Origin of the sequence: Shewanella violacea DSS12 (genome assembly GCF_000091325.1) — a bacterium.
Classification (GTDB): Bacteria; Pseudomonadota; Gammaproteobacteria; order Enterobacterales; family Shewanellaceae; genus Shewanella; species Shewanella violacea.
The window spans coordinates 1,868,578-1,891,691 of sequence record NC_014012.1; the positions used below are offsets into that span (position 1 = coordinate 1,868,578).

The following is a 23,114-nucleotide window of genomic DNA, read 5'->3' on the forward strand; positions in this document are numbered from 1 at the left end:
AATTTACCCCTTCAGCTTAGTGAGTTTATCGACATCAAGATCTTGCTGTTGCCGATAAATATGAATAACCAAAGCCAGGCCAACAGCGACTTCACAGGCGGCCAGAGTCAGTATGAATAGATACATGACTTGCCCATCGACATTGCCATGGAGACTTGAGGCGGCAACAAATATCAGGGCGACGCCATTGAGCATAATTTCTAGGGAGATCAGCATAAAAAGTAAATTTCGGCGACTCAGTAAGCCAAATAGACCGATAGCGAACAGCACGCCACTTAATACCAGTATCCAAGTGATTTCTATCATCTGTGCCCACCCCCGCCTTTGCTAGTTAGTGACAGGCTGGGTTCAATCTCATTCGGGGTCAATTCGGTATTATTTAAGTTGAGTGCCTGCTCAGCTTCGGTATCCTGGGTCTGGGTCTGGGTTGACGGTGAATGCGGTATGCTGGCTTGCTGGGTTATGTAGTTGACACTGACGTCTGCAGTCAAGTCAATAGAATCTGAGCCGTGTGCTAGTTCAGCTGTAGTATCAGGGTCCTTGGTTGAACCTGACTTGTGTATTGGCTTAGCTTCAGTATCCGTGGCTGAATGTGGGATGCTGCCTTGCTTGGTGATGTAGTTGACACTGACATCTGGGGTGAATTCGGTAGAACTTGATGATTTTGAATGGGACTTATTGCCTTGCTTGGTGATATGGATGGCGCTGACGAGCGCGGTGAGCAGCATAATGGCAGCTAACACGACCAGGACTCGATAGGAGCCGAAGAGCTGGATGGCCAGCTGTTTCACCGTCTGTTCCACAGGTAATGGACTAGTGAGTATTTCTTGATGTAGGCCAACCGAGCCTAGGGATATCATGGTGAGTTCTATGACCAAGAGCATTGATAATATCAGGGGACCTTTAGCCACCTTAGGATTAAACAGTTGCCGCTCTGCTACCAAACTGCGCTCACCTTGGTGGAGCATCATGGTGACAAATACGAACAGCACCATGACGGCGCCTGCATAGACAATTATCTGTAGTGCAGCGGCAAAAGGTGAGCCCAGCAGGAAGAAAATTAGCGCGATGGCCAACATCATAGTGACCAGGTACAGCAAAGCATGCACCACGTTATGGGCGCTAACGGTGAGAAGCGCCGATATGATGGCGACGGCAGCTGTGATGCAAAATATAATGTCAATCATGGCAACAGACTCCTGACATTGATGGGAGCTTGCTCGTCGATGGCCTCACCTTTAGCCTTGCCCGTTATCGCCTTACCACTGACCTTATAGAAATTATATTCGTGATACTTTCCCGGGCCAGAAATCAACAGGTGATGCTTCTCGTAGACCAGATTCTGCCTGTCGTATTCCGCCATCTCAAAATCAGGCGTGAGTTGAATCGCGTGGGTCGGACAGGCTTCTTCGCAGAAGCCGCACATGATGCAGCGGGAAAAGTTGATGGTGAAGGTCTTAGCCTCCCAACGACCATCGGGTTTCTCGGTTTTCTCTACCGAGATACAATCGACGGGACAGGCGACAGAGCAGAGATTACATGCGACGCAACGTTCCTCGCCATCGGGATCTCGTGTCAGCACTATCCGGCCTCGATATCTGGGAGATAGGTAAGGTTTTTGCTCCGGATACTGGACCGTATAGGCGGGGGTGAAGGTATGTTTCAAGATGGCTATCAAGGTTCTTATCTGGCTAAGCATGATCCACTCTCCCGTTAGAAACCAAATGTTAACTGCCATAGGGCGGTTAACAAGAGGTTGAGTAAAGTAAGCGGCAATAATACCGTCCAGCCCAGTCGCATCAGTTGATCGTATCTGGGCCTAGGTATGGCGGCTCTCAGTAGAATAAAGAACACCACAAAGAATCCTGTTTTTAGCAGGAACCAGATAATAGGTGGCAGCACAGGCCCTTGCCAGCCACCAAAATAGAGAGTGGTTATGAGCGCCGAGACAAAGATGACGCCCAGATACTCACCAATGAAGAACATGCCAAATTTCATGCTGGAATACTCGGTATGAAATCCTGCCACTATCTCAGTTTCGGCCTCGGGAAGATCGAAGGGAGCACGGTGACTCTCCGCCACGCCCGCGATAAGAAACAGCATAAAACCTAGGGGCTGACTGAGAATAAACCAGTGGTTTTCCTGAGCGGCCACTATATCGTTGAGGCTAAAGCTGCCTGTGATGATGACGACTCCCATCAGAGCCAGCCCCATAAACACCTCATAAGAAAGCATCTGCGCCGCGGTTCGCATCGCGCCCAATAGGGCATATTTACTGTTGGAGGAGAAACCAGCGAGCATAATGCTGTAAACCGACAGTGAACTCAGCGCCAGGATAAACAGCAAGGCATTATCGAAATTGGCTATCTGAATATCGGGGGAGAAAGGTATGATGGCGAACCCGAGCAAGGTCATTATCATCAAGATCATCGGCGCGATAACGAACAGGGCCTTATCGGCGAAGGGGGGGACCCAATCTTCCTTGGTGAAGATTTTTATCATGTCGGCAACCACTTGCAATAGTCCCATAGGACCTACCCGGTTCGGCCCCAGTCTATCTTGCCAGACAGCGAGTAATCGTCTCTCGAGCCAGGTAGACCAGGCAGCGGACAGCAGCAATAGCAGCAAAACGCTGGTGGGCACCAGTAATACCTCATAGAGCGTCATCATGATCCCCCATTTCCTTGAGTGAGATTATCTTGGCTCGCTGCCCCAGCAAGGTGAATATCAGGTTGGGTACTAATGCGACATCGGGAGACATATTTTTATCGAATGTACACATAAGCCGGGCGGCGCCATGTTCACCTTGGAGCTGGACTTGCTCTCCTTCGGTTAGTTTCAACGAGGCGGCAAGGACTGGGTGGATTTTTAGGCAAGGTTCAGGGCTCATGGAGTGTATTGGTGATGAATAGCTAGCCAGCTCAAAATCGGCATATAGGTTTGCCGAAGGCATTAAGCGGATGCTGGCACTTGTTGGCTCTGAGCTATTGGTTTCCTGTCGACTCACATTAGTTTGCTGCCCGTTTTTTTGCTCAGTTTGAAGAACGTCTGGGTAAGCAGGCTCGCTCGATGGGGATACTTGAGAGAAAATCTTGATCCCCAAGGTCCAGGGTGACTGACTCTTATTGCTGCTATTGCCGAAACGATTGGCGCCTTGATCTGAGTTCCATTTAGGTGACCAGGCATTAGCGGGCAAGACTGTGATCATCTGTACCTGACTCTGACGAAACCCCTCGACTCCTTCCATAGATTGAACAAAAGGAGTGCCTGAAGCCGATATGGGCATCTGCTCTTTGACATCACGAACGGCGTGTATCGCGGTTCTGGCACTGGCACGTTTTGGTTGGCCGGCGATACGGAACTGGGAGCCTAGATTGATATGGGCGAGCTCAGAAAATGTCTCTATGGGGGCCAGTATGGGGAAATGCTGAGATAACCAATGATGGCAGTCTGCCGGAGTGGATAAATCTGTTAGTTCAGCGAGCCAGACCCAGGGCATCATGCGTTGATTAAGCCCAGCTATGGTAGCAAACCCATGCTGTAATCTTCCTTCTGAGCTGAGGTAACAACCTTGGGATTCGGCAAAAGAGCCGCTTGGCAATATCAGATCTGCCATCTGAGCGGTTGGGGTTAGCATTTGATCTATGACGATAATATTTTCTATCGCATCCAATACGGCTTCTAGTTGCTCAGCCTCCATATAGCGATAGAGATCTGTTTCTAAAATAATCAAGGTATCGGGGGCGTTATGCATTGAGTCTTCTCCCTCTTGGCCCATGACTCTGGTGATAAAAGAGTCGATACCCTGATAATTCGTCTCTCCAGTCTCATCCTTGATGAGCAGGCCAAAATGAAGATCGTTTACCTGCTTGGTCACCCCATAAAAACCAGCATGGGGCTTAAGCCGTTTGAGTAAACTTGCAATGTTAAGGCTAACACTCAACAGAGCCGGATCTTGACTCTGAAGGCCGCTGATCACCATGGGAGTGTCGGCTGTTAACAGGGCGTCGACGATTCGCTGGGCCGAGACTGGATATGAGTTTGAATTCTCGCTATCTAAGTCTGATGTTGAGTCGGTGGGGGGATTGGATGTATCAAGGCTCTTTGCTTCGTCAAGGCTCTGCGTTTCTTCAAGCTTGTGCGCCAGCAGATCCTGTATCTCTTGGAGCAAGAGCATTTGCTCATGGGGGGCAATGATGACTTCCTCAGTAGCCAAATTGGACAATTGACAGGTGTCACTGGCGATAATCGCTAAAGGTGAGCGGCTGGTTTGCGCTATATTCCTCACCGGGCCATCTTGCCAATAGGGGACGCCCAGTTTCGCGGCATTGTTTATCCCTAGGTTACGGCTCATCTGCCTGATGGCGAGTGCGAGTCTGGGCGCCGTGTGGCTAATGTCTTCATCGATTATCAGAACGGCGTCGCTAGCCTGAGCTTGTTTGATGGAGAATGGACTGACTCGATTGCTCTGATAGGCACTGCATAGCATGTGCAGCATCTGGACTTGTTGGTCTGGTACGCCCAGATAAAAATTATCCTGACCCACAAGTTTCATCAGCGCGGCATTATTTTCTATCTGTGTTCTGGCGGAGCCTATGGCAATGTACTTTCCTGTTGCTTGGCTTAGATAGCCTCCTTGGTTATCCTTGTCCGCTGGACAGAGGAGCTTGGCTAGATGCTGCTTGGCAGCATTACTGGTAAGGATAACGGAATTTTTATTGGCGTTATTACGCAGCAAGGGAGCATCGAGACGCTCACTGTGATTGACATGTTCATAGCCAAACAAGCCAAGATTGCACAGAAAGTGGCCGTTAATCTCATCATGCCTGCGGTTAGTTATTCTGCGAACCTTGCGTTCTCTCTCACTCACGGTGATGTTGCAGCCTAGGCTGCAGTGGGGGCAGACCGTTGGGGCGGTTTGTAGATCCCATTTACGTATGTAGTGTTCGGAAAATGGTTTATCGGTAAACACCCCGGTCGGGCAGACCTCGGCCAAGTTACCTGAAAAGCTATTTTCAAGGGCGCCGTGTGTAGCCCGGCCAAAATAGAGATGGCTTTTCGAGCCAAACACATTGAAGTCGTCCCCACCACAGTAGTCCCGATAGAAGCGGACACAGCGATAGCATCCGATACAACGGTTCATCTCGTGATTGAGCATGGGACCTAAATATTGATTCAGATGGGTGCGTTTCTTGCCTGTGTAACGTCGGTTGATATGGCCGCTGATGGCGGTCATATCCTGCAAATGACAATTGCCCCCCTCTTCACACACAGGGCAGTCGTGGGGGTGCTGGGTCATGATGGCTTCGATATTGGTCTGTCTAAATTGTGTCGATTGAGTATCTTGCATAGAGATGACCATGCCATCACATACTGGAGTCATACACGCCATAACCAAGCGGCCAACCTTGTCCTCATCATTTTGATACTGCTTTACCGCGCATTGTCTACAGGCGCCCACTGAGCCCAGCTCCGAATGCCAACAGAAATAGGGCAGATCTAACCCAAGTGTCAGGCAGGTTTGCAGCAGGTTTTCATTTGGCGAGACTCGGTAGGCCTGGTTATCTATGGTGATGCTGACCATGTCTGTCTCAGTGTTGAGGGTATTCATCACGTCCCCTCGACTCGGTTGGCATTTATCCTGCTGTGTGTCTCTGTTGTGGCAGTCTGCTTTGGGGCTAGCTCGTCATGATAGGGGCAGCATTGATGATTGATATGTGCCTCAAAATCTTGTCTGAAAAATTTAAGGGCGCTCTGGAGTGGCTCCACCGCGCCAGGGGCAAGTGCACAAAAGGTGTTGCCCGGGGCGGCGAAGTCGCACAGATTTTCTAGCTGTTCAATATCTTTGAGTTCACCTTCTCCTCTTTCAATTTTTTCGAGTAAGGAAACAGCCCAGGGCAGCCCCTCTCTGCAAGGTGTGCACCAGCCACAAGATTCCTGAGCGAAAAAGCGCACCAGATTGAGCACCATAGATATGGGGCAATATTGATCGTCCAAGATGATGATGGTTCCTGTGCCCATGCGGCTACCTAACTTGCCAATTTCGTCATAATCCATGCGGGCGTCTAAGTGTTCTTCGAGGAGGAAATCTGTGGAGCCGCCGCCGGGAAGAAAACCCTTGAGCCGATAACCATCGCACATGCCGCCCGCATGGTGCTCGATGATCTCTCTGATGGATGTGCCCATGGGAAGCTCCCACAGTCCGGGACGTTTTACTCTGCCGCTGACACCGAAAATTTTAGTACCAGCATCTTGTCCCTTGCCGAGGGCTTTAAACCAGTCGCTGCCGAAATTGATGATGTGGGGCAGGTTACAGAAGGTCTCAACATTGTTGACTATGGTAGGTTTTCCCCAAAGTCCGGCAACTTGAGGGAAGGGGGGCTTAGCCCTTGGTGTCGCACGCTTGCCCTCCATGGCGTTGATCAGTGCGGTTTCCTCGCCGCAAATATAACGCCCGGCACTGGAATGGATATGTATCTCGAAGTTAAAGGCTTGTCCTTGAATGCCTCGCCCTAAGATGTCCCGGCCGAGTAACTGGTGTTGCTTGCATTCCTCTATCGCCTGTAACAGCCTCTCCTCGGCCAGATAGTAGTCTCCTCGAAGGAAGATGTAGCCTTGAGTCGCACCTAAGGTTAAGCCGCCAATGAGCAGGCCTTCGATGATCTGGTGTGGGGTTTGCTCCAGCAGCCAGCGGTCTTTAAATGCACCAGGCTCCATCTCATCGGCGTTGACGATTAAGTATTTTTCTTTAGGAGCATCAGCTCCGCGAGGGACAAAGCTCCATTTGAGTCCGGTTGGAAAGCCAGCTCCACCGCGTCCCCTCAGGTTTGATTGTTTGATGGTGTCCAGCAGTTCATCTGAACTCATCTTCATAGCCCGGGTTAATCCATCGTATCCGCCATGGCTTAAATACTCAGACAGTTGCCAGCAATTAGCTTTATCGGTAATGAAGCGAGTCAAGGGATTGAGAGGAGAGGTCATTTTTTATCTCCATCAAGTTCATCGATTAACTGGGCTATTTTATTCAGGGTTAGATGTGGGTAAACGTGTTTTGACGCTATCATTACCGGGGCTTTATCACATGCCCCCAGGCAAGGAAGAGGAATGAGGGTGAAGCGGTTATCCGGCGTGGTTTCGCCGGGGTTAATATGTAACTTCTGGCTAATGGCTGCGCGTACCTCGACCCCGCCCATCAAGTCGCAACTGATCCCATCACAGGGGTGAAGCACTACCTCACCAACGGCTTGTCTGAATATCAGGTTGTAGAAGGTGGCGACAGAATCCAGCTCAGCAACAGACACCTGAATATAAGCAGACAGCAGAGATAAACTGGTGTCGCTCACCCAGCCTCTTTGTTGTTGAATCACCTTGAGTGCATCGATGGAGACCGCTGCCGGATATGGGGCCGATGCCAGCAGCTTATCGAGCTGCTTTATTTCACATGGACTCAGTTGGGGTGAGTTATCGACAGCTTGCCTGTTTGTAATCTTGGCTAGCGCATTTGAAGTCTCTGAGCTGGGGGACGCGGATTCTGTCCGTGTGCTTTGAACTGGAAGCACATTTTGAGTATGGCTATTATCTGGTGCCGTATATGTAGCTTGGGTGTGATTGTCTGCCTGCTCATCGGTTGAAGCATCGCCGCTTGAGGGCAGATCACCGGACATGACTTCCTGAATAGATATCCTTAATAGCTGCTCATAGCTCCGTGTCATATCAGCCCTACCTATCCACGTCGGCCATAACAAAATCGATACTGGCTAAGATCACTATCAAGTCGGCCACCATTAACCCCTTTGCCAGGGTCGGGATCATCTGCAAATGGGGGAAAGATGGGGTGCGGATCCGAGTTCGATAGCTGGAGCTAGTACCGTCCGATATCAGGGTATAAGCGTTGATGCCTTTAGTGGCTTCAACGGCAAAGCTTGACTCACCTTTGGGCATCACTCCCCCCCAACTTACATTCATAAAGTGTTGGATCAGGGTTTCGATATCTTGCTTGCTCCTGTCGCTTCTTGGTGGAGTGGTTAGCGGATGGTCTGCCTTATAATTCCCCTGTGGCATATTATCTATGCATTGTTGAATGATGTTTATGCTTTGTCTCATCTCATCGACCCTGAGCTGACATCTGTCATAGGCATCGCCATTGTGAGCCGTCGGAATGTCGAACTGATAGTTTTCATAACCTGAGTAGGGGCGGGATTTTCTAAGGTCCCACTCGAGACCCGTGGCTCTTATGCCCACGCCGGATATGTTCCATTCGAGGGCTTGCTGGGTGTCATACTTGCCTATACCCACGGCGCGATTTTTGAGTATGCTGTTTTGCATCACCATGACTTCGTATTCATCGAGTTTTGCCGGGAAGTAATCGACGAACTCTTGCATCATGATATGCCAGCCTTGGGGCAGGTCTTGAGCCACACCACCAATCCTAAACCAGCTTGGGTGCATGCGAGCACCTGTGATGGCCTCTATGATGCTGAACAGTTTTTCTCTATCGATAAACAGGTAAAAGATGGGTGACAGCTGGCCGACATCTTGGGCAAACGTGCCGAAGAACAACATATGGCTCAAGATGCGAAAACACTCGGCCAGCATGACCCGGATACACTCGACTCGCTTGGATACTTGAATATCGGCTAATTGTTCTATGGCCAAGATATAGGGGAAGTTGTTCATCACCCCACCTAAATAGTCAATTCTGTCGGTGTAGGGAATAAAGCCATGCCAGGTCTGGCGCTCCGCTATCTTTTCGGCGCCTCTATGGTGGTAACCGATATCGGGTACCGAATTTATAATCTGCTCGCCATCGAGTTGCAGGGCAATTCTAAATACCCCGTGTACGCTGGGATGGTTCGGGCCCAGATTGAGAAACAGATAATCATTATCATCGCTGCTTTCATCCATGCCCCACTCTTTAGGATTGAATCTCAGGGCATCTTGCTCTCTGGCGAGCTTGTCATCATCGAGAGTGAATGGCTCAGTCTCGGTGGCGCGGCAGGGGAACTCTTTGCGAAGGGGGTGACCTTGATAAGTAGGCGGTAATAGGATACGGCGCAGGTTAGGGTGTGCATCGAAAACGATACCGAACAGATCCCAGGCTTCACGCTCATACCAGTTTGCCGAGGGCCAGATGGAAGTGATACTGGCTTGATGTTCATTATCCTCAAGCGTGACCTTAAGGCGAATATCTTGATTTCTTGCTATGGACAGGACTTGATATACCAAGGTGAAGTCTTTCGCCGGCAGCAGGGCTTTATCTAATCTAAGACGCTCGTCTACGCCATAGAGGTCGAACAAAAAATTGAACGGCTCAGGAAGCGATTTGAGCAGGCTTAAGGCGGGAATAAGCTGATGTTTATCTATCCAGAGGGTGAGAATATTGTCCACCGTGCTCTGCTCAATGGCACTGTCTCCCAGAAGATGTTCCAGTTCAGGGAGCATGGTTAATGTGAGCCCCAGTTTGAGCGTCTGAGTGGGTATTGCTGCCATATCCTTGGTCATGATAGTCATTTTTATACCCTGTCTGGCGGCGTGAGTTTATCGCTAGCGATTCTTAAGGCATGTTTTTCATCTCGCAGGTTACGGCAGGCAAAAGATTCTATCTCTTGTGGGGTTATGACGCGGTTGAGTGGTCTTCTCTGTCTTGGGGCGCCATTTTTAATGGCCTCCTGCAGCAAGGTTAATCCGTACATCAGGGCTTCGGGTCTTGGGGGACAACCGGGAACATAAAGGTCTATGGGGAGAAACTTGTCGGCGCCTTGGACCACGCTATAAACATCATACATGCCGCCTGAATTGGCACATGAGCCCATGCTGATCACCCACTTGGGTTCCAACATCTGATCATAAAGGTGTTTGATCACCGGGGCCATTTTAAGAAATACAGTACCGGATATGACAATAAGATCGGCCTCTCTTGGCGTGGCTCGTATGACTTCTGAGCCAAAGCGGGCTATGTCATGACGACTAGTGAAAGAGGTTGCCATCTCGACGTAGCAGCAAGATAAACCGAAATTAAATGGCCATAAAGAGTTACTCCTTCCCCAGGCGACTAGGTCTTCTAAGCGGGTGACTAACAGGTTTTTCTCTACGACCTCCTGCATGCTCATGGAGGTGGTCGGGATTGACTGAGTGTCGTCAAGGTTAGGTTTGCTTAATTGCCATCGCATCAAGAATCCCCCTCTTTGCTAATTCCCCAATCGAAGGCGCCTTGTTTGATCTCATAAATCAAGGCAATCAACAGGGCTAAGATAAACAAACTGGCTGTGAATAGGCCAGGCCAACTTGTTTCTACCACCACCAGAGACCAGAGGTAGAGAAATACGGCTTCGATGTCGAAAATAACGAAGGAGATGGCGATTAAGAAATAGTTCACGTTCCAGCGAATATTGGTATCACCGACCGGGACTATGCCAGATTCGTAGGGGTAGGCATTGGTTCTCTTATGACCTCTGGGGTTTAAGGCATGAGACACAATAATCATGGTCATGGTGACTGTGATTATGGCTAAAACATAGAAAATAAAACTCGCAGATACCATAACTCAGCGCCTTATCCTTTGTTTCTTATCCCAAAAAAACTTAATTTTATAGGCTATGCCCTAGTTGTGATAAAGCATAGACCAAAAAATGAGTTCAAAAAGTTGAATCTAAAAAAGAGTTAAATATATTAGTTATTTAAACGTTATTATTCTAATTCGTGACTTGTATTCCCAAGCTTGGAACGGCTGACAGCATTGAAGAGTTTAAGGGGCACGACTTGCCATCCAGACTCTTTTTACCAAGGGGGTCAGATGAAACGCTAAACCAATCGGCTATGTCCCCGCTCATACATGGCTCTTAAGTGATCGTCTATGGCCTTTAATACCGCTGAGCGATTAATGACGCCGATTAATTTTTCCTCTTCATCGACTATGGGATAAATTTTAGGTTTGTGGTGGGTCATCTGCTGCGCTAAATCCAGTACAGAAGATTCCTTCTTCACAGTAAGAGGATCGCCATGCATCACATCTCCCACATCACAATGATTTTCGTTGAGATAAGTGGCTTCGAGCATCTTGATTAAGCAGTCTTGCTCGGATAGAAAGCCTATGACCTTCCTATTTTCATCAATGACGGGTCCACCAATCTGTTGGTTCTGCAAGAAGAGTTCTACTGCCTCTGCAATTGGCATATGCGCTGTAAATGTCACTGGATGTCTATTCATGTAGTCAGCAATTTTAATCGACTCCATAGCTCGCTCCTTTATGCAACTGAGTAGTCCGGTCTGTGGTGTTAACTTAATGTTGAAGTGAGAATACTTAGTCAGTGATATGCCTAAGCATCTGAAAATATGCTCTCTTGTTATAAGATTAGACGGAATTTTTTGTTTTGTTAGATTGATAAACAAAAAGAAATAAAACAAATGAATAAACAAAATATCCAGTGACTTAAATTATTACGAGTAAAAATGTTAAACTTAGTGTCTATTATTTAATGCTTTGCCAGCATAATTAACTGGCTTGAGAGCAGGGGAACCCGTGATGACTCATCAGTTGACCTATGTGGGACGTCAAACAAGCCGAAGTGATGGCGAGGCGAGGCGCCTGGTTATTTTAGAAGCCACCTTAAGGCTCATCGTTAGAGAGGGGATCCGTGGGGTTCGCCATCGCGCCGTGGCGAAAGAAGCCGATGTACCTTTAGCGTCTACGACCTATTATTTTAAAGACATCAAAGATCTTATTAGCGACTCACTAACCTACTTTGCCGAAAAGACCTTATGGATGAATAAGGAATTAGAAATCCGCAGCTTCGAGTTACTCAAACAGCTTAGCAGTGTCAGACTAGGGGCGGGTGAAGGCGATTATAAAGCGAGTGACGATACAGAGTTATTAGTGAGTAAGTTAACGCTATTTATCAGTGCCCATATCCGAGAGCAAGTGTCTCGCAGAGACGATCGAATATTGGAGGTGGCTTTTCATGAGGAAGCGCTGAGGAATAAACAACTTGCCAGTGCGATAAAGCGCTTAGATGAGTCATTATTGTCGACGGTTCAAGGTTTTTTCCAGCAGCTGGATTCGAGCAACTCGTTGGCGGATGCTTACCAAATAATAGGCTTGATTAAGCTGCTGGAATATCAATCTATCGTTCGAGATGATAAAGGGGAACCTGGACCCGATTTTGAAAAAATATTCAGTGTGACGATTCGAAACATCATCAGAGGTATTGTTTCGTAACTGGAAGACATAAAAAAACCGGATATCAGATCCGGTTTTTTATTCGAGTGTCAGTGGCGCTTACTGAACGTTTTCAACGTCAGAAAATTCACCCTGGAATAAGGCTGATGAGAGATAACGCTCGGCAGCTGAGGGTAGAATCACGACTATGGTCTTGCCTTCAAATTCAGGAAGCTCGGCAATGCGATTGGCAGCCACTACCGCTGCGCCAGAAGAGATGCCTACTAAGATGCCTTCTTCTTTCATTAAACGCTGAGCCATTTCAATTGACTCCTCGTTTGTCACAGCTTCTACGCGATCGATCATTTCCAGATCTAAGTTTCCAGGAATAAATCCTGCACCTATACCTTGGATCTTATGTGGTCCAGGTTGTATTTTTTGACCCGCAAGAGTTTGGGCGATAACAGGTGAATCAGCTGGCTCTACAGCAACAGAAGTGATTGCCTTACCCTTAGCATTCTTAATATAACGACTCACACCTGTGATGGTACCGCCAGTGCCCACGCCCGCCACAACAACATCGACTTCACCGTCGGTGTCATTCCAGATCTCTGGACCGGTTGTTTTCTCATGGATCTCTGGGTTAGCCGGATTATCAAATTGCTGTAGCAGTACATATTTTTCAGGAGCTGATTGACGAATTTCTTCGGCCTTATCGATAGCGCCCTTCATGCCCTTAGCACCTTCGGTAAGCACTAGATTTGCGCCCAAAGCTTTTAGTAGCTTACGGCGTTCCAGACTCATGGTATTAGGCATAGTCAGAGTCAGCTTATAACCGCGAGCGGCAGCAACGTAAGCCAGGGCGATACCTGTATTGCCCGATGTTGGCTCAATGAGCTCTTTGCCTTGAGTCAGCAAACCTTTCTTCTCAGCATCCCAAATCATATTTGCACCGATGCGACACTTAACACTAAAGCTAGGATTTCTGGCTTCTACTTTAGCTAAAACATTGCCCTTGCTCACACGTTTTAGACGAACAAGAGGGGTGTTACCTATGGTATATGAATTGTCTTCGAAAATTTTGCTCATTGGTTGCTTGCTCCTGTGAATATACAAGTAAATCATAATCGCCTTTAGTGGCAATAGAAATCTTAGTTTGTTCTTCGTTATTCCATTTAGTTATTAAACATCATTAATTGAGTATTAAATCTTGGGTCGCAAATGGGGTTAAAGTGTTAACCTATTGTATCTAATATGGATTAGCGCTTGTATTAACGACTAAATTCAAGATGTTTAATATAGAGGTATTTAGCTAATTTAGACATAATATTTTTGTTCACATTGGCATAAGTGCACTTGTGCATAAACTAAAAAATAAATAAAAGCGGATAACTATGACAAGTGCCACTCACGAGACAAAATCTGCCTACGCCTCAAAAATTGATCCAAAGACAGATCCTAAGTCAATAGTCACTCCTTTTGCCTTCGAGATTGCGCCTCAAGTGCTCTATACCCCGTTAGCGACACCGATGAAGCGAGGCCTAGCTATCCTTGTTGATGGCTTGTTGATCTCAGTGCTTGCAGAGCAGGCAGGCTTAGTGTTTATCTTATTTGTGGGCTTGACTCTGCTGATCCAAAAAAAGAGTCGTGAACTGGGAAGATTGTTTAAATGGGGCCTGTATCTCGCCATGTTGGTGATGATGCTTTGGGTAACACTAGGAGACTTCTTATCCTCAACTGATGATGATGATTTAAATACAGAGTCAGATTTTTCCACCACAGATATGAGTATCAAAAAAGTCGGTCAGTTTATCGGTTATGTGCCTCATATCATAGGTTTTAGCACTTGTTTAACTTTAGATTGTGCCGAGATTGAGTTAGCTAAGTTAGTGCCAGCTCTAAGGGCATCAGCACTGCCATTTTCGGAACAAGCATCGATACTCAAGAATGTCATAGAAGATATCGACTTATCTAACGCCGATAAGGCAAGCCTGAGGCAGCACATAGCGCAAGATCTGGCCGAATTGGATGATTTAAATAAGCTAGCGTTAAATAGACAAGATAAAAATCAGCGAAATGAGGCTTCTGTTACTAAGGAGGCTGAATTACTCCCGCCCCAGGGAGCTGAACAATCCGGCGCAGAGGAAGTCCTGACCAATCCCTTGGTGTTACAAGAGCTGAACCTAGCGGATGGTATGCAAGAATTGCATGAGTTGAGCCAATCTGATGAACTGAGCCAGTTACAAGAATTAGACCCAAAATCGGATGACGAAGCAGATGACTACAGCCTAATTTCCTGGGTCATGGGGATACTCAATGATTTAGGTTTAGGCTTTGGCTGGGCGGCTTTTTACTTTACCGTGTTTACTGCCTGGTTTGACGGACAAACTTTGGGTAAGAAGCTATTTAGGATCAGAGTTATCCAGCTTGATGGAACTAAGCTCTCCCTATGGGATGCATTTGGTCGTTATGGTGGCTATGGCGCTGGGTTTGCGACCGGGCTACTCGGATTTCTCCAGATATTTTGGGATGCAAACAGGCAGGCAATACAAGATAAAATTTCGGCCACTGTGGTGATAGATCTCAAGAGAGCCAAAATCACACCTGTGAGTGATAGTCAGTCACTGATTAAATCTTGATAGAAGCTGCTAAAAATACTCAATAATTAGCGGTAACGGTCGATAAGGCATGGCTTGCACAAACTTATCGACAAAGGTTCGGTAAATCTTTTATGGCAAACAGAGCTAAAGTGCTACCTTTAATAGATGCGATAAAACATTTTCGGCTTGATAAGTGTTAGGCATAATCCAAAGACTGGATCGTCGATATAAAAGAGAAAGGAATCTCCTGTCATAAACACCTTCAACGAAGAGAGATAAGACATGATATTTCTTCGGTGAGCAACACGAGCATAAATAGAATAAATTTAAGTTTTAGGAGAAGAGATTGCGTATTTTAGTTGTAGAGGACAGTAAAGTTGTGTCCCGTATTTTACAGCATCTTATTGCTCAGGAGCTAGACTGTGAAGTTGATTTCGCGGTGGATCTGGCGTCGGCAAAATTATTATTAGAACAGAAAGAATATTTTTTAGCGATCACAGACTTGAATTTGCCCGATGCCCAGGAAGGGGAGATTGTCAGGTTGGTTCTTTCGAAACAAACCCCCTGTATTGTACTCACAGGAAGTCTGGACTCGGAGCAGCGTAAGCGTCTGTTACAACTTGGCATTGTCGATTATATCTTAAAAGAAAATCGTTTCAGTTATGAATACGTCGTCCGCTTAGTTCATCGCCTCCAGCGCAATAAAAACGTCAAGGTTCTGGTTGCCGATGATTCTATGGTGAGCCGAAAGTTTGTCAGAAGTTTACTCGAGCAGCACCTCTATCAAGTCATCGAAGCCGATGACGGTAATTCAGCCTGGGACATATTACAGAATCAGCCGGATGTGCAGTTGCTTATTACCGACTACAACATGCCGGGATTGGATGGTTTTGGTCTCATTTTGAAGGTCAGAGAAAAGTTCAGTCGGGAAGAGTTAGCAATTATTGGCCTCTCCAGTGACTCTGATGAGAGTTTATCTGCTCGATTCATTAAAAATGGTGCTAATGACTTTTTGCAGAAGCCCTTCGTCCATGAAGAGTTTCACTGTCGTGTGCTCAATACTTTGGACTCTCTGGATATGCTACGTAAGCTGTGGGATCAAGCCAATTTGGATTACTTAACCGGTGTTTATAACCGACGTTATTTTTTCGGCCTCTTTGAAGAACAAATTAAGCAGATTAAACAGAAGCAGGGAACCCTAACGGTTGCCTTGCTGGATATTGATTTCTTTAAGAGGGTCAACGATACCCATGGTCATGATGTGGGTGATGAGGTGTTAGTCGAATTTTCGGCTCGCCTGAAGCACTTCTTCGGTCAACACTTTACCGTATCTCGATTCGGTGGTGAGGAGTTCACCGTGGCATTTAAAGGTTTGAATGAAGAGAAAGTTTTTGCCTTGATGGATAAGTTTCGCTCTCAACTGGAGATGAAGCCTATCGCCACTTCGAAAGGGGACATGTTCATCACTGTGAGCACAGGTATTGCGGGGCTTGCAGATGATAGTCTGGATGAACTGATCCAAAGAGCCGATAAGGCCCTTTATGATGCCAAAGAGTCGGGCCGAAATTTAGTCTGTATTGAAGCCTAGGCTCACTTTATTTTTGAGTAAGCCGTAGCGCTAGTCTTCGGCTTGAATTTGTCCAACCAGTAATACGGGGGCCGCATCTAGCTCCTGAGCATCCATCATAGAAGCGATGCGCTCAACGGACGACAGCAGTTGGCTTTGTTCCCACCCTTCGAGATTTTGATAGCGGGTAATAAAATGCTCTTGAAGGGGCTTGGGTGCTGCGCTCAGTAACGCTTGTCCTGCTTCACTCAATGACAGATGAACTTTGCGTTTATCGGTTTCGCTGCGAGTTCGAATCACCAATTTACGGCTCTCGAGTCTATCGATAATGGTGGTCACAGTGGCTGGACTCAGGGCAACTTCTTGGGCTATCTCTTTAACGAGAGGAGCGTCTAAATGGGCAATGTTCTGCATAACCATGAGTTGAGGGCCAGTTAATCCGGATTGTTTGTTCAGCTGACGGGAATGTATATCGATGGCCCGAATAACCCGGCGCAGTGAAATTAATAGTTGTTCGTATTTTTCCATAATCCTCCCCTTTTTTAACACCTTAACAGAATCTTCAGTGAGACTCATATATCAAAAATGCAGAATAACGTTTAAACGTTATTCTGCATGACTAATCGACTAAGTAAACTTGCTGAGCAAGGCCTAGTTAAAAATTAAAGGTGCGCGACACAGACACTACCGCACGGGTATCGCTGCTATCCGTGTGCATGCTGGTATTTTCTACTGCTAGGTTAAAGTTGAAACCTGTCCAGCTTGTCATATACTCGGCGCGGTAATGGTTATAAGCCTTATCACCATCCCATGCCCACTTGTCTTCATCGAGAGAGGTTGAGCGGTCAAAAACGACACGAATATCGTGACCTTGGGCAATAGTAAATGTATGCGCCGCCATCATGATGTAATGACCTGCATCGACACCAAAATAATCCCATGAATACCAGAAGTTAAGCTCACTCTGTCCGATTGATGAAGCATAACCAAACTTGGTGTATAGCTCTGGGTACTGATATTCATCTGAGCCCGAGTCACCATGATAGGTGTAATAAGCGATACCGGCATCCAAAGACACACTTTGTGTCAGCTGGTAGAACTTACCGCCATAGAAATCTAACTCTAACCAGGTATCGTCACCTGAGCCAAAGTCGACATTCGAGGCCCATGTGCCTACATACCAACCGGAATCTGCTGCATAGTCCAGGCTAGCCTGTAAGGCTGGGCCATTATCAGTCTGGCTCACACCGTTGAAGGTGTAATCAGATACAGCAGTGACTGTCGAGCTTACGCCTGCTATCGCTGTTGTAGGTAGGGCGATTAGTCCCAGGAATGCGATCTGTTTTATTGTATTGTTCATCATCTTCTCTTTCTTCAATTTCAGCTTATTAGTTAGCTAATTCAATTTTATTAAAATCAATCTTGTTTTCTTTCGGTGACTGCTTGATGGCCGCCACTTGCTTATATTTCTTGGCTAAGATATATCCGAAGCAACCTAAAATCAGTCCAATAGCTACCGCACCAACCCACTGTATTTGCAAGAAATCCAGTTGGAACAGCAAGGTTAAGCCACTCATTAGCACTAGGTTACCAATGATGTACTTGGTCTTACCCAAACGTTGCACAGTTAAGTTTAGATTGTCTGTGTAGAGTCGGATCAGTGAATCCAGTGAATTGATCACAAAGGTGATACCCACCAGGACCATAGCTAAGTTATAAAAACCTGTGGTCGCGATATCGTTGGCGCTGTAGTAATAGAGCACAGTGAACCAGATTGCGATTGGGATAGATGGGAATACCATCATGGCAATCAAGACTTGATAGGTCTTCATACCGCCCACAAAGCGTGAGGTAAACTGACCAATCATGATGCTCCATGCGAACCACCAGAACAGATAGAATTCATGGTAATCATTCATAGGCAACACAAAGTGATGCAGATTGCCGAAGTAATCACCGATCATGGCAAAGGTGGTAACAAACTCACCGATACTCGAACCGTCTGATAAGAAGGCGCCGGCCCACATGATCACGATCAAACCTAAGAACATCCAAGTACTGGCTAAGCTCAGGGTTCGAACGTAGCGGATACTGGTACTGGAATATACCGCTGTGGCAATCACGGCGAAGACAATCAGATAGAAACTGCTGACGATAGTCTCACCATCACCCATTCCCGGCAGATACCAAGGTAGATTTGTCAGTAACAGGTAAGCGGTGAAGGCACAGGTACCAATAATGACCAGGTTATTGATAAACTTAATCAGTGGGATCTCAAAGAATTTAACTCTCGGCTCTATCACACAGAAATAGAAGCAAGTTAAGAAGTAAAATGCCCAGATCAGAAATGCCCAGAAGCCAAACTCTATGGCCAGTGGATTGCTAAAACCGTATTCCGGACTCGCGGCGACATCCGCATATCCGGCAAATTCGGTGAGCGGGAACATGATAAGTCCCACGTCGAGTCCCGAGGTAAACAGTATGGCAATAAAGGTAAAAGTACGAACTGGGGTGACACCGATACACTCCACATTACCCCAACGGTAAATAACAAAAGCGATAGCGGCGAAGGTAAATAATATCCCGATAGTAAGCCAGATTGTCATTATTGTTCTCCTGTCTTAATATTCTGGTACAACATAGATTTAGTTCCTTATTTTTTTTAAAACATGCCAAGGAACAAGGTATTAAACTCGTAAGAATCCCTCAAGCCTTAAACATCGATGCTACAAAATTTAAGGATTGATAAATTGAACTTGGCGTTAAATAGGGCCATTTAGCCGCTAGGGCTCAGGCTGGCCTTACTACCCTGTGTCCTGATGACTTGGGTTAACAAGTCATCAGAGGTTATCTTTTTGGTGACTTTAACCTTTGTTTTTCTTGCCAATTATCGGCTAAGGTGACGGGTGCCGTACTGGCCATAAGCGGTGTATTACCCAAAATAAGATCGGCCGCGCGCTCGGCCACCATGATAGTGGGTGAGTTTAGGTTGCCATTGGGAATGGTGGGGAAAATTGATGAATCAACCACCCTAAGCCCTTGGACGCCGTGAACTCTGGTTTCTGAGTCCACTACAGCCATGTCATCTTCACCCATCTTGCATGAACAGGAAGGGTGATAGGCACTCTCGACCGAGCTTCGCACGAAGGCATCGATTTCTGTATCGGTTTGAACCCCGATGCCTGGCTGGATCTCTTCGCCACGGTACTCATCGAGTCCGGGCTGATTGATGATCTCTCGAGTTAAACGTACACAAGCACGAAAGCCTTCAATATCATCTTGATGAGACAGGTAATTGAATTGAATGCTCGGGGCCGCATGGGGATCATTGGAGACAACTTTGACCGCTCCACGACTCTTTGGCTTGTTGTGACCTATGTGAACCTGGAATCCATGTCCAGCGAAGGCCTCTTTGCCGTCATAGCGCATAGCAGCAGGCAAGAAGTGGTATTGTAGATCGGGCCATTCCAAACCTGCTTTAGAGCGAATAAAGCCACAAGATTCGAAGTGATTGGTGGCGCCTAAACCAGATTTATTTAAGATCCAGCGGGTACCAATATATAGCTTATTCAGTGGATCGAGTTTGCCATTGAGCGAAATCGGTTTAAGGCACTTAAACTGAAAATAGAACTCGAGATGATCTTGTAGATTCTCGCCTACTCCAGGTAACTCATGTACCAGGTCAATGTTTGCCTTAGCCAAGGTATCGGCTTTACCAATACCGGACAACTGCAGAATATGTGGCGAGCCGATGGAGCCTGCACTCAGCACCACTTCCTTGTTGCACTGGATATCGGTTATCTTGCCTTTACGCTCAAAACGTACACCTATGGCTTTTTTACCCTCAAATAACACCTTATGCACCAAGGCATGGGTGATTACCGTCAGGTTACTGCGTTTCATCGCAGGCCTAAGGTACGCATTGGCCGTAGACCAACGTACGCCATTCTTGATGGTCATATGCATAGGGCCAAAGCCCTCTTGCTGAGCACCATTATAATCCGCAGTTGCCAAATATCCGGCATCGACTCCCGCATCGACGAAGGCCTGATATAAAGGGTTCTTCATCTGGTTGCCGTTATTAACTGCCAGAGGTCCCGCATCTCCACGGTATTCATCGGCGCCAAAGGCCCAGGTTTCGGCTTTCTGGAAGTAGGGCAGGCAATGGGCATAATCCCAATCTTTTGCGCCGCTTAGCTGCCACTCATCGAAATCACGAGCATGACCTCTAACATAGACCATGCCATTAATTGAGGATGAGCCACCTAATACTTTGCCGCGAGGACAATGCATACGGCGATTGTCCAGATGAGGCTCGGCTTCGGTCTCAAATTGCCATGCATATTTGGCACTGTTCATTGGGATCGACAGGGCTGTAGGCATCTGGATGAAGATGCTTCTATCACTGCCACCTGTCTCTAATAAGAGCACCTTGTTTGCTGGATTTTCCGATAGGCGGTTGGCTAATACACAACCTGCGCTACCTGCGCCAACTACGATGTAATCGTACTCGGATTGTTTTTGTGTCTGGGTATTTGTCATATTCATGTCTTAAAACGGACTTTCTAGTGGCTGCATACCTACATACACAGCTTTAATTTGAGTATAGGCTTTCAGGGTCTCGCTGCCATTTTCACGGCCAATGCCTGACATCTTGTATCCGCCAACCGGCATCTCTGCAGGGGAGGCACCATAGGCATTTATCCAGCAAATCCCCGCCTCGAGTTGATGGATCACGCGGTGGGCGCGGGTGATGTCTTGGGTAAACACACCGGCGGCTAAGCCTAAACGTGTGTCGTTGGCGCGCCTGATCACTTCATCTTCATCGGTAAAGGTCAGCACCGACATTACAGGTCCGAAGATCTCCTCTTTACTCAGGGTCATCTCATCGGTGCACTGAGTAAAAATTGTCGGGGCGACGAAGAAGCCATTGAGAGCATTCTTTGGCTGTAAGGCATGGCCGCCCGTAAGCAGGTGTGCGCCTTCTGCCTTGCCTATCTCGATATACTCGAGCACTTTTGCTTGGTGGTCTTTTGAAATGAGTGCGCCAAAGTTCGTGGCTGGATCCATAGGATCGCCGCAAACTATATTTTTCTGGGTGCGCTCAAGCAGTTTTTCGATAAAGCTTGGATAGATCTCTTCCTGAACAAATACCCTAGTGCTATTGGTACAGACTTCACCTTGAGTGTAGAAGTTAGCTAACATGGCCGCAGATACCGCATTGTCGACATCGGTATCGTTAAAGATGATCAGAGGTGACTTACCACCTAGCTCCATGGTCACCTGTTTGAGTGAGCCCGCTGCCGCAGCCATCACTTTTTTACCTGTACCGACTTCACCGGTGAAGGAGATCTTGGCGATATCCTCATGGGTGGTTAGCCAGGCACCGACTCGGCCATCACCTTGGACAACGTTAAACACGCCATGGGGTACGCCTGCCTGAGTGAAAACCTCAGCCAGTTTAAGTGCGCCACGGGGGGTCTCTTCAGACGGCTTAAAAATCATGACATTGCCACATGCCAGTGCCGGTGCCGATTTCCAGCAGGCTATTTGCAAGGGATAGTTCCATGCGCCAATACCGGCACAAATACCTAGAGGCTCGCGGCGAGTGTAATAGAAATCATCGCCAACTTGCTGTTGATTGCCTTCGATGCTTGGGGCCAGACCTGCAAAAAACTCGATGGAGTCGGCTCCTGTGACTACGTCGACAACAGACGCTTCCTGCCAAGGCTTACCTGTATCTTGTACTTCGATAGCCGCAAGCTCGTCATTGCGTTCACGTAGAATAGCCACGGCCTTCAATAGAATGCGGCTTCGCTCCATAGGGGTCATCTTTGACCAGATGGCAAAACCTGTTTTGGCACTTTTTATGGCTGCTTGCTGAATCTTTTCATCTGCGACTTCAACTAAATAGCTGACTTCTCCGCTAGCTGGATTAATGACTTCAAAGGTTTCACCTGTGTCATTGGAGAGAGGTTGTCCGTGGACATAATTTTGATAAATAACTAAAGGCATTGATGTTCTCTATACTGGTTGATCACAGCCTCAATAAAGGCTTTACATAATAATTGAGCTTGTTCGAACTCTTGCTCGGGGGATGCACTTAATGCGCTGCGTAGCCAAAATCCATCAATCATGGCCGCGGTCTGTTTTGAAGCAGTTATCGCCTCTGACTCAGGCAGTAATTGCTTAAATGAAAACAGTAAGTTGCTATACAGACGTTGGCTGTTGATGTGTTGCAGCCTAGCTAATCCTGGCTCGTGTACTGCTTGGGACCAGAAGCTCAACCAGGTCTTAGTGGCTGGGGTCGAACGTTGAAACTCGGTAAAGTTGGCTTCAACAATCATCAATAGACGCTCGATTGAGGTTAATTTCTTACCTGAGGTTCGACTCAATAAAGCCTGTTTTAGTTCATCGAGAAGATGCTTGAGTGTCGCCTCTATCAGACCTTGTTTACCACCAAAATAGTGACTGATGAGTCCGGATGATGTGCCGGCCAAATCGCTGATGGTATTAATTGTGGTGTGATGTAAACCATGACGTTCAACTGAGATTAACGTTGCGTCTATTAACTGCTGTTGTCGTACAGCTTTCATTGGCGACCTGGGCATAAAAAAGCAAATTCCCGTGTTTTAAATTTGTTAATTGAACGTTCAATTAATTACAACTCTAATGGTTAGAGCTGTAACTATCAAATTTAATTCCAAAGTGAGAACTGACTCACGGATTTCATCTGGCTTTACGCTAAGACCTAGGGGTGTTGTAAGGTATTGTTTGTTATTGGGTAAACGTA

General features: G+C 47.0%; 21 protein-coding genes. 3 read left to right on the forward strand and 18 right to left on the reverse strand.

Annotated features, from left to right (window positions below):
- Positions 1-3 precede the first annotated feature (3 nt).
- The 11 genes from nuoK to SVI_RS07720 all read right to left on the reverse strand — a co-directional run bounded on the left by nuoK (position 4) and on the right by SVI_RS07720 (position 11,232).
- Entirely contained in the window at positions 4-306 is a 303-nt protein-coding gene (gene nuoK, locus SVI_RS07670; RefSeq protein ID WP_013050913.1) for an NADH-quinone oxidoreductase subunit NuoK, read from the reverse strand.
- Positions 303-1,187, reverse strand: coding sequence for an NADH-quinone oxidoreductase subunit J family protein (locus tag SVI_RS07675; RefSeq protein WP_013050914.1), 885 nt, complete (start codon positions 1,185-1,187; stop codon positions 303-305). Before SVI_RS07675 ends, nuoK begins: the two co-directional genes overlap by 4 nt.
- A complete protein-coding gene (gene nuoI / locus SVI_RS07680) occupies positions 1,184-1,699 on the reverse strand; it encodes an NADH-quinone oxidoreductase subunit NuoI (RefSeq protein WP_041419781.1) in 516 nt (171 codons plus the stop codon). The genes SVI_RS07675 and nuoI overlap by 4 nt, the downstream gene beginning before the upstream one ends.
- A 14-nt stretch (positions 1,700-1,713) precedes the next feature.
- On the reverse strand, positions 1,714-2,670 hold the full coding sequence (nuoH, locus tag SVI_RS07685) for an NADH-quinone oxidoreductase subunit NuoH (RefSeq protein WP_013050916.1): 957 nt from the start codon (positions 2,668-2,670) through the stop codon (positions 1,714-1,716).
- Entirely contained in the window at positions 2,654-5,611 is a 2,958-nt protein-coding gene (gene nuoG / locus SVI_RS07690; RefSeq protein WP_157608666.1) for an NADH-quinone oxidoreductase subunit NuoG, read from the reverse strand. Before nuoG ends, nuoH begins: the two co-directional genes overlap by 17 nt.
- Complete coding sequence (gene nuoF, locus SVI_RS07695) at positions 5,611-6,981, reverse strand: NADH-quinone oxidoreductase subunit NuoF (RefSeq protein ID WP_013050918.1); 1,371 nt, start codon at positions 6,979-6,981, stop codon at positions 5,611-5,613. Before nuoF ends, nuoG begins: the two co-directional genes overlap by 1 nt.
- Positions 6,978-7,712, reverse strand: coding sequence for an NADH-quinone oxidoreductase subunit NuoE (gene nuoE, locus SVI_RS07700; RefSeq protein ID WP_231847785.1), 735 nt, complete (start codon positions 7,710-7,712; stop codon positions 6,978-6,980). Before nuoE ends, nuoF begins: the two co-directional genes overlap by 4 nt.
- Positions 7,713-7,719: 7 nt before the next feature.
- Positions 7,720-9,510 (reverse strand): NADH-quinone oxidoreductase subunit C/D, encoded by a 1,791-nt coding sequence (gene nuoC / locus SVI_RS07705; protein WP_013050920.1) that lies wholly within the window; start codon positions 9,508-9,510, stop codon positions 7,720-7,722.
- Positions 9,511-9,512: 2 nt separating this feature from the next.
- Positions 9,513-10,109 (reverse strand): NuoB/complex I 20 kDa subunit family protein, encoded by a 597-nt coding sequence (locus SVI_RS07710; protein ID WP_172634459.1) that lies wholly within the window; start codon positions 10,107-10,109, stop codon positions 9,513-9,515.
- A gap of 59 nt (positions 10,110-10,168) precedes the next feature.
- Entirely contained in the window at positions 10,169-10,540 is a 372-nt protein-coding gene (locus SVI_RS07715) for an NADH-quinone oxidoreductase subunit A (protein WP_013050922.1), read from the reverse strand.
- A gap of 260 nt (positions 10,541-10,800) precedes the next feature.
- Positions 10,801-11,232: a CBS domain-containing protein gene (locus SVI_RS07720; RefSeq protein WP_041419783.1), complete on the reverse strand. Its 432-nt coding sequence runs from the start codon at positions 11,230-11,232 to the stop codon at positions 10,801-10,803.
- A gap of 289 nt (positions 11,233-11,521) precedes the next feature.
- Between SVI_RS07720 and SVI_RS07725 the strand changes: the two genes are divergently transcribed.
- Complete coding sequence (locus SVI_RS07725) at positions 11,522-12,214, forward strand: TetR/AcrR family transcriptional regulator (protein WP_041419784.1); 693 nt, start codon at positions 11,522-11,524, stop codon at positions 12,212-12,214.
- A 60-nt stretch (positions 12,215-12,274) separates the two neighbouring features.
- Here the strand turns inward: SVI_RS07725 and cysK are convergent, their stop codons facing one another.
- Entirely contained in the window at positions 12,275-13,243 is a 969-nt protein-coding gene (cysK, locus tag SVI_RS07730; protein ID WP_013050925.1) for a cysteine synthase A, read from the reverse strand.
- A gap of 305 nt (positions 13,244-13,548) precedes the next feature.
- Between cysK and SVI_RS07735 the strand changes: the two genes are divergently transcribed.
- Together SVI_RS07735 and SVI_RS07740 are read left to right on the forward strand one after the other, a co-directional pair.
- A complete protein-coding gene (locus tag SVI_RS07735; protein ID WP_013050927.1) occupies positions 13,549-14,793 on the forward strand; it encodes an RDD family protein in 1,245 nt (414 codons plus the stop codon).
- A gap of 307 nt (positions 14,794-15,100) precedes the next feature.
- The gene (locus tag SVI_RS07740) at positions 15,101-16,342 is read left to right on the forward strand and encodes a diguanylate cyclase (protein WP_013050928.1); all 1,242 of its coding nucleotides are present in this window, start codon (positions 15,101-15,103) and stop codon (positions 16,340-16,342) included.
- A 30-nt stretch (positions 16,343-16,372) separates the two neighbouring features.
- On the opposite strand, the gene SVI_RS07745 is transcribed toward SVI_RS07740, so the two are convergent.
- The 6 genes from SVI_RS07745 to betI form a co-directional block, all read right to left on the reverse strand.
- Positions 16,373-16,849 (reverse strand): MarR family winged helix-turn-helix transcriptional regulator, encoded by a 477-nt coding sequence (locus SVI_RS07745; RefSeq protein WP_013050929.1) that lies wholly within the window; start codon positions 16,847-16,849, stop codon positions 16,373-16,375.
- 127 nt (positions 16,850-16,976) lie between these two features.
- Positions 16,977-17,681 (reverse strand): TorF family putative porin, encoded by a 705-nt coding sequence (locus SVI_RS07750; RefSeq protein ID WP_041419785.1) that lies wholly within the window; start codon positions 17,679-17,681, stop codon positions 16,977-16,979.
- Between the two features lie 28 nt (positions 17,682-17,709).
- Complete coding sequence (locus SVI_RS07755) at positions 17,710-18,927, reverse strand: BCCT family transporter (RefSeq protein ID WP_013050931.1); 1,218 nt, start codon at positions 18,925-18,927, stop codon at positions 17,710-17,712.
- A 241-nt stretch (positions 18,928-19,168) separates the two neighbouring features.
- Positions 19,169-20,863 carry a choline dehydrogenase gene (betA, locus tag SVI_RS07760; RefSeq protein ID WP_041419786.1) on the reverse strand — a complete coding sequence of 565 codons (1,695 nt, stop codon included), beginning with the start codon at positions 20,861-20,863 and terminating at the stop codon, positions 19,169-19,171.
- Positions 20,864-20,872: 9 nt separating this feature from the next.
- Entirely contained in the window at positions 20,873-22,336 is a 1,464-nt protein-coding gene (betB, locus tag SVI_RS07765) for a betaine-aldehyde dehydrogenase (RefSeq protein WP_013050933.1), read from the reverse strand.
- The gene (gene betI / locus SVI_RS07770) at positions 22,327-22,932 is read right to left on the reverse strand and encodes a transcriptional regulator BetI (protein WP_013050934.1); all 606 of its coding nucleotides are present in this window, start codon (positions 22,930-22,932) and stop codon (positions 22,327-22,329) included. Before betI ends, betB begins: the two co-directional genes overlap by 10 nt.
- Positions 22,933-23,114 lie beyond the last annotated feature (182 nt).

Excerpts from the sequence above, each read along its gene's own strand:
- betA (WP_041419786.1), bottom strand. The coding sequence starts at position 20,863 with ATGACAAATACCCAGACACAAAAACAATCCGAGTACGATTACATCGTA.
- SVI_RS07735 (WP_013050927.1), top strand. The coding sequence starts at position 13,549 with ATGACAAGTGCCACTCACGAGACAAAATCTGCCTACGCCTCAAAAATT.
- SVI_RS07675 (WP_013050914.1), bottom strand. The coding sequence starts at position 1,187 with ATGATTGACATTATATTTTGCATCACAGCTGCCGTCGCCATCATATCG.
- cysK (WP_013050925.1), bottom strand. The coding sequence starts at position 13,243 with ATGAGCAAAATTTTCGAAGACAATTCATATACCATAGGTAACACCCCT.
- SVI_RS07710 (WP_172634459.1), bottom strand. The coding sequence starts at position 10,109 with ATGAGCATGCAGGAGGTCGTAGAGAAAAACCTGTTAGTCACCCGCTTA.
- SVI_RS07725 (WP_041419784.1), top strand. The coding sequence starts at position 11,522 with ATGACTCATCAGTTGACCTATGTGGGACGTCAAACAAGCCGAAGTGAT.
- SVI_RS07750 (WP_041419785.1), bottom strand. The coding sequence starts at position 17,681 with ATGAACAATACAATAAAACAGATCGCATTCCTGGGACTAATCGCCCTA.
- betB (WP_013050933.1), bottom strand. The coding sequence starts at position 22,336 with ATGCCTTTAGTTATTTATCAAAATTATGTCCACGGACAACCTCTCTCC.
- SVI_RS07745 (WP_013050929.1), bottom strand. The coding sequence starts at position 16,849 with ATGGAAAAATACGAACAACTATTAATTTCACTGCGCCGGGTTATTCGG.
- betI (WP_013050934.1), bottom strand. The coding sequence starts at position 22,932 with ATGCCCAGGTCGCCAATGAAAGCTGTACGACAACAGCAGTTAATAGAC.
- nuoC (WP_013050920.1), bottom strand. The coding sequence starts at position 9,510 with ATGACTATCATGACCAAGGATATGGCAGCAATACCCACTCAGACGCTC.
- nuoF (WP_013050918.1), bottom strand. The coding sequence starts at position 6,981 with ATGACCTCTCCTCTCAATCCCTTGACTCGCTTCATTACCGATAAAGCT.
- SVI_RS07715 (WP_013050922.1), bottom strand. The coding sequence starts at position 10,540 with ATGGTATCTGCGAGTTTTATTTTCTATGTTTTAGCCATAATCACAGTC.
- SVI_RS07720 (WP_041419783.1), bottom strand. The coding sequence starts at position 11,232 with ATGGAGTCGATTAAAATTGCTGACTACATGAATAGACATCCAGTGACA.
- SVI_RS07755 (WP_013050931.1), bottom strand. The coding sequence starts at position 18,927 with ATGACAATCTGGCTTACTATCGGGATATTATTTACCTTCGCCGCTATC.
- nuoI (WP_041419781.1), bottom strand. The coding sequence starts at position 1,699 with ATGCTTAGCCAGATAAGAACCTTGATAGCCATCTTGAAACATACCTTC.
- nuoK (WP_013050913.1), bottom strand. The coding sequence starts at position 306 with ATGATAGAAATCACTTGGATACTGGTATTAAGTGGCGTGCTGTTCGCT.
- nuoG (WP_157608666.1), bottom strand. The coding sequence starts at position 5,611 with ATGAATACCCTCAACACTGAGACAGACATGGTCAGCATCACCATAGAT.
- nuoH (WP_013050916.1), bottom strand. The coding sequence starts at position 2,670 with ATGATGACGCTCTATGAGGTATTACTGGTGCCCACCAGCGTTTTGCTG.
- nuoE (WP_231847785.1), bottom strand. The coding sequence starts at position 7,712 with ATGACACGGAGCTATGAGCAGCTATTAAGGATATCTATTCAGGAAGTC.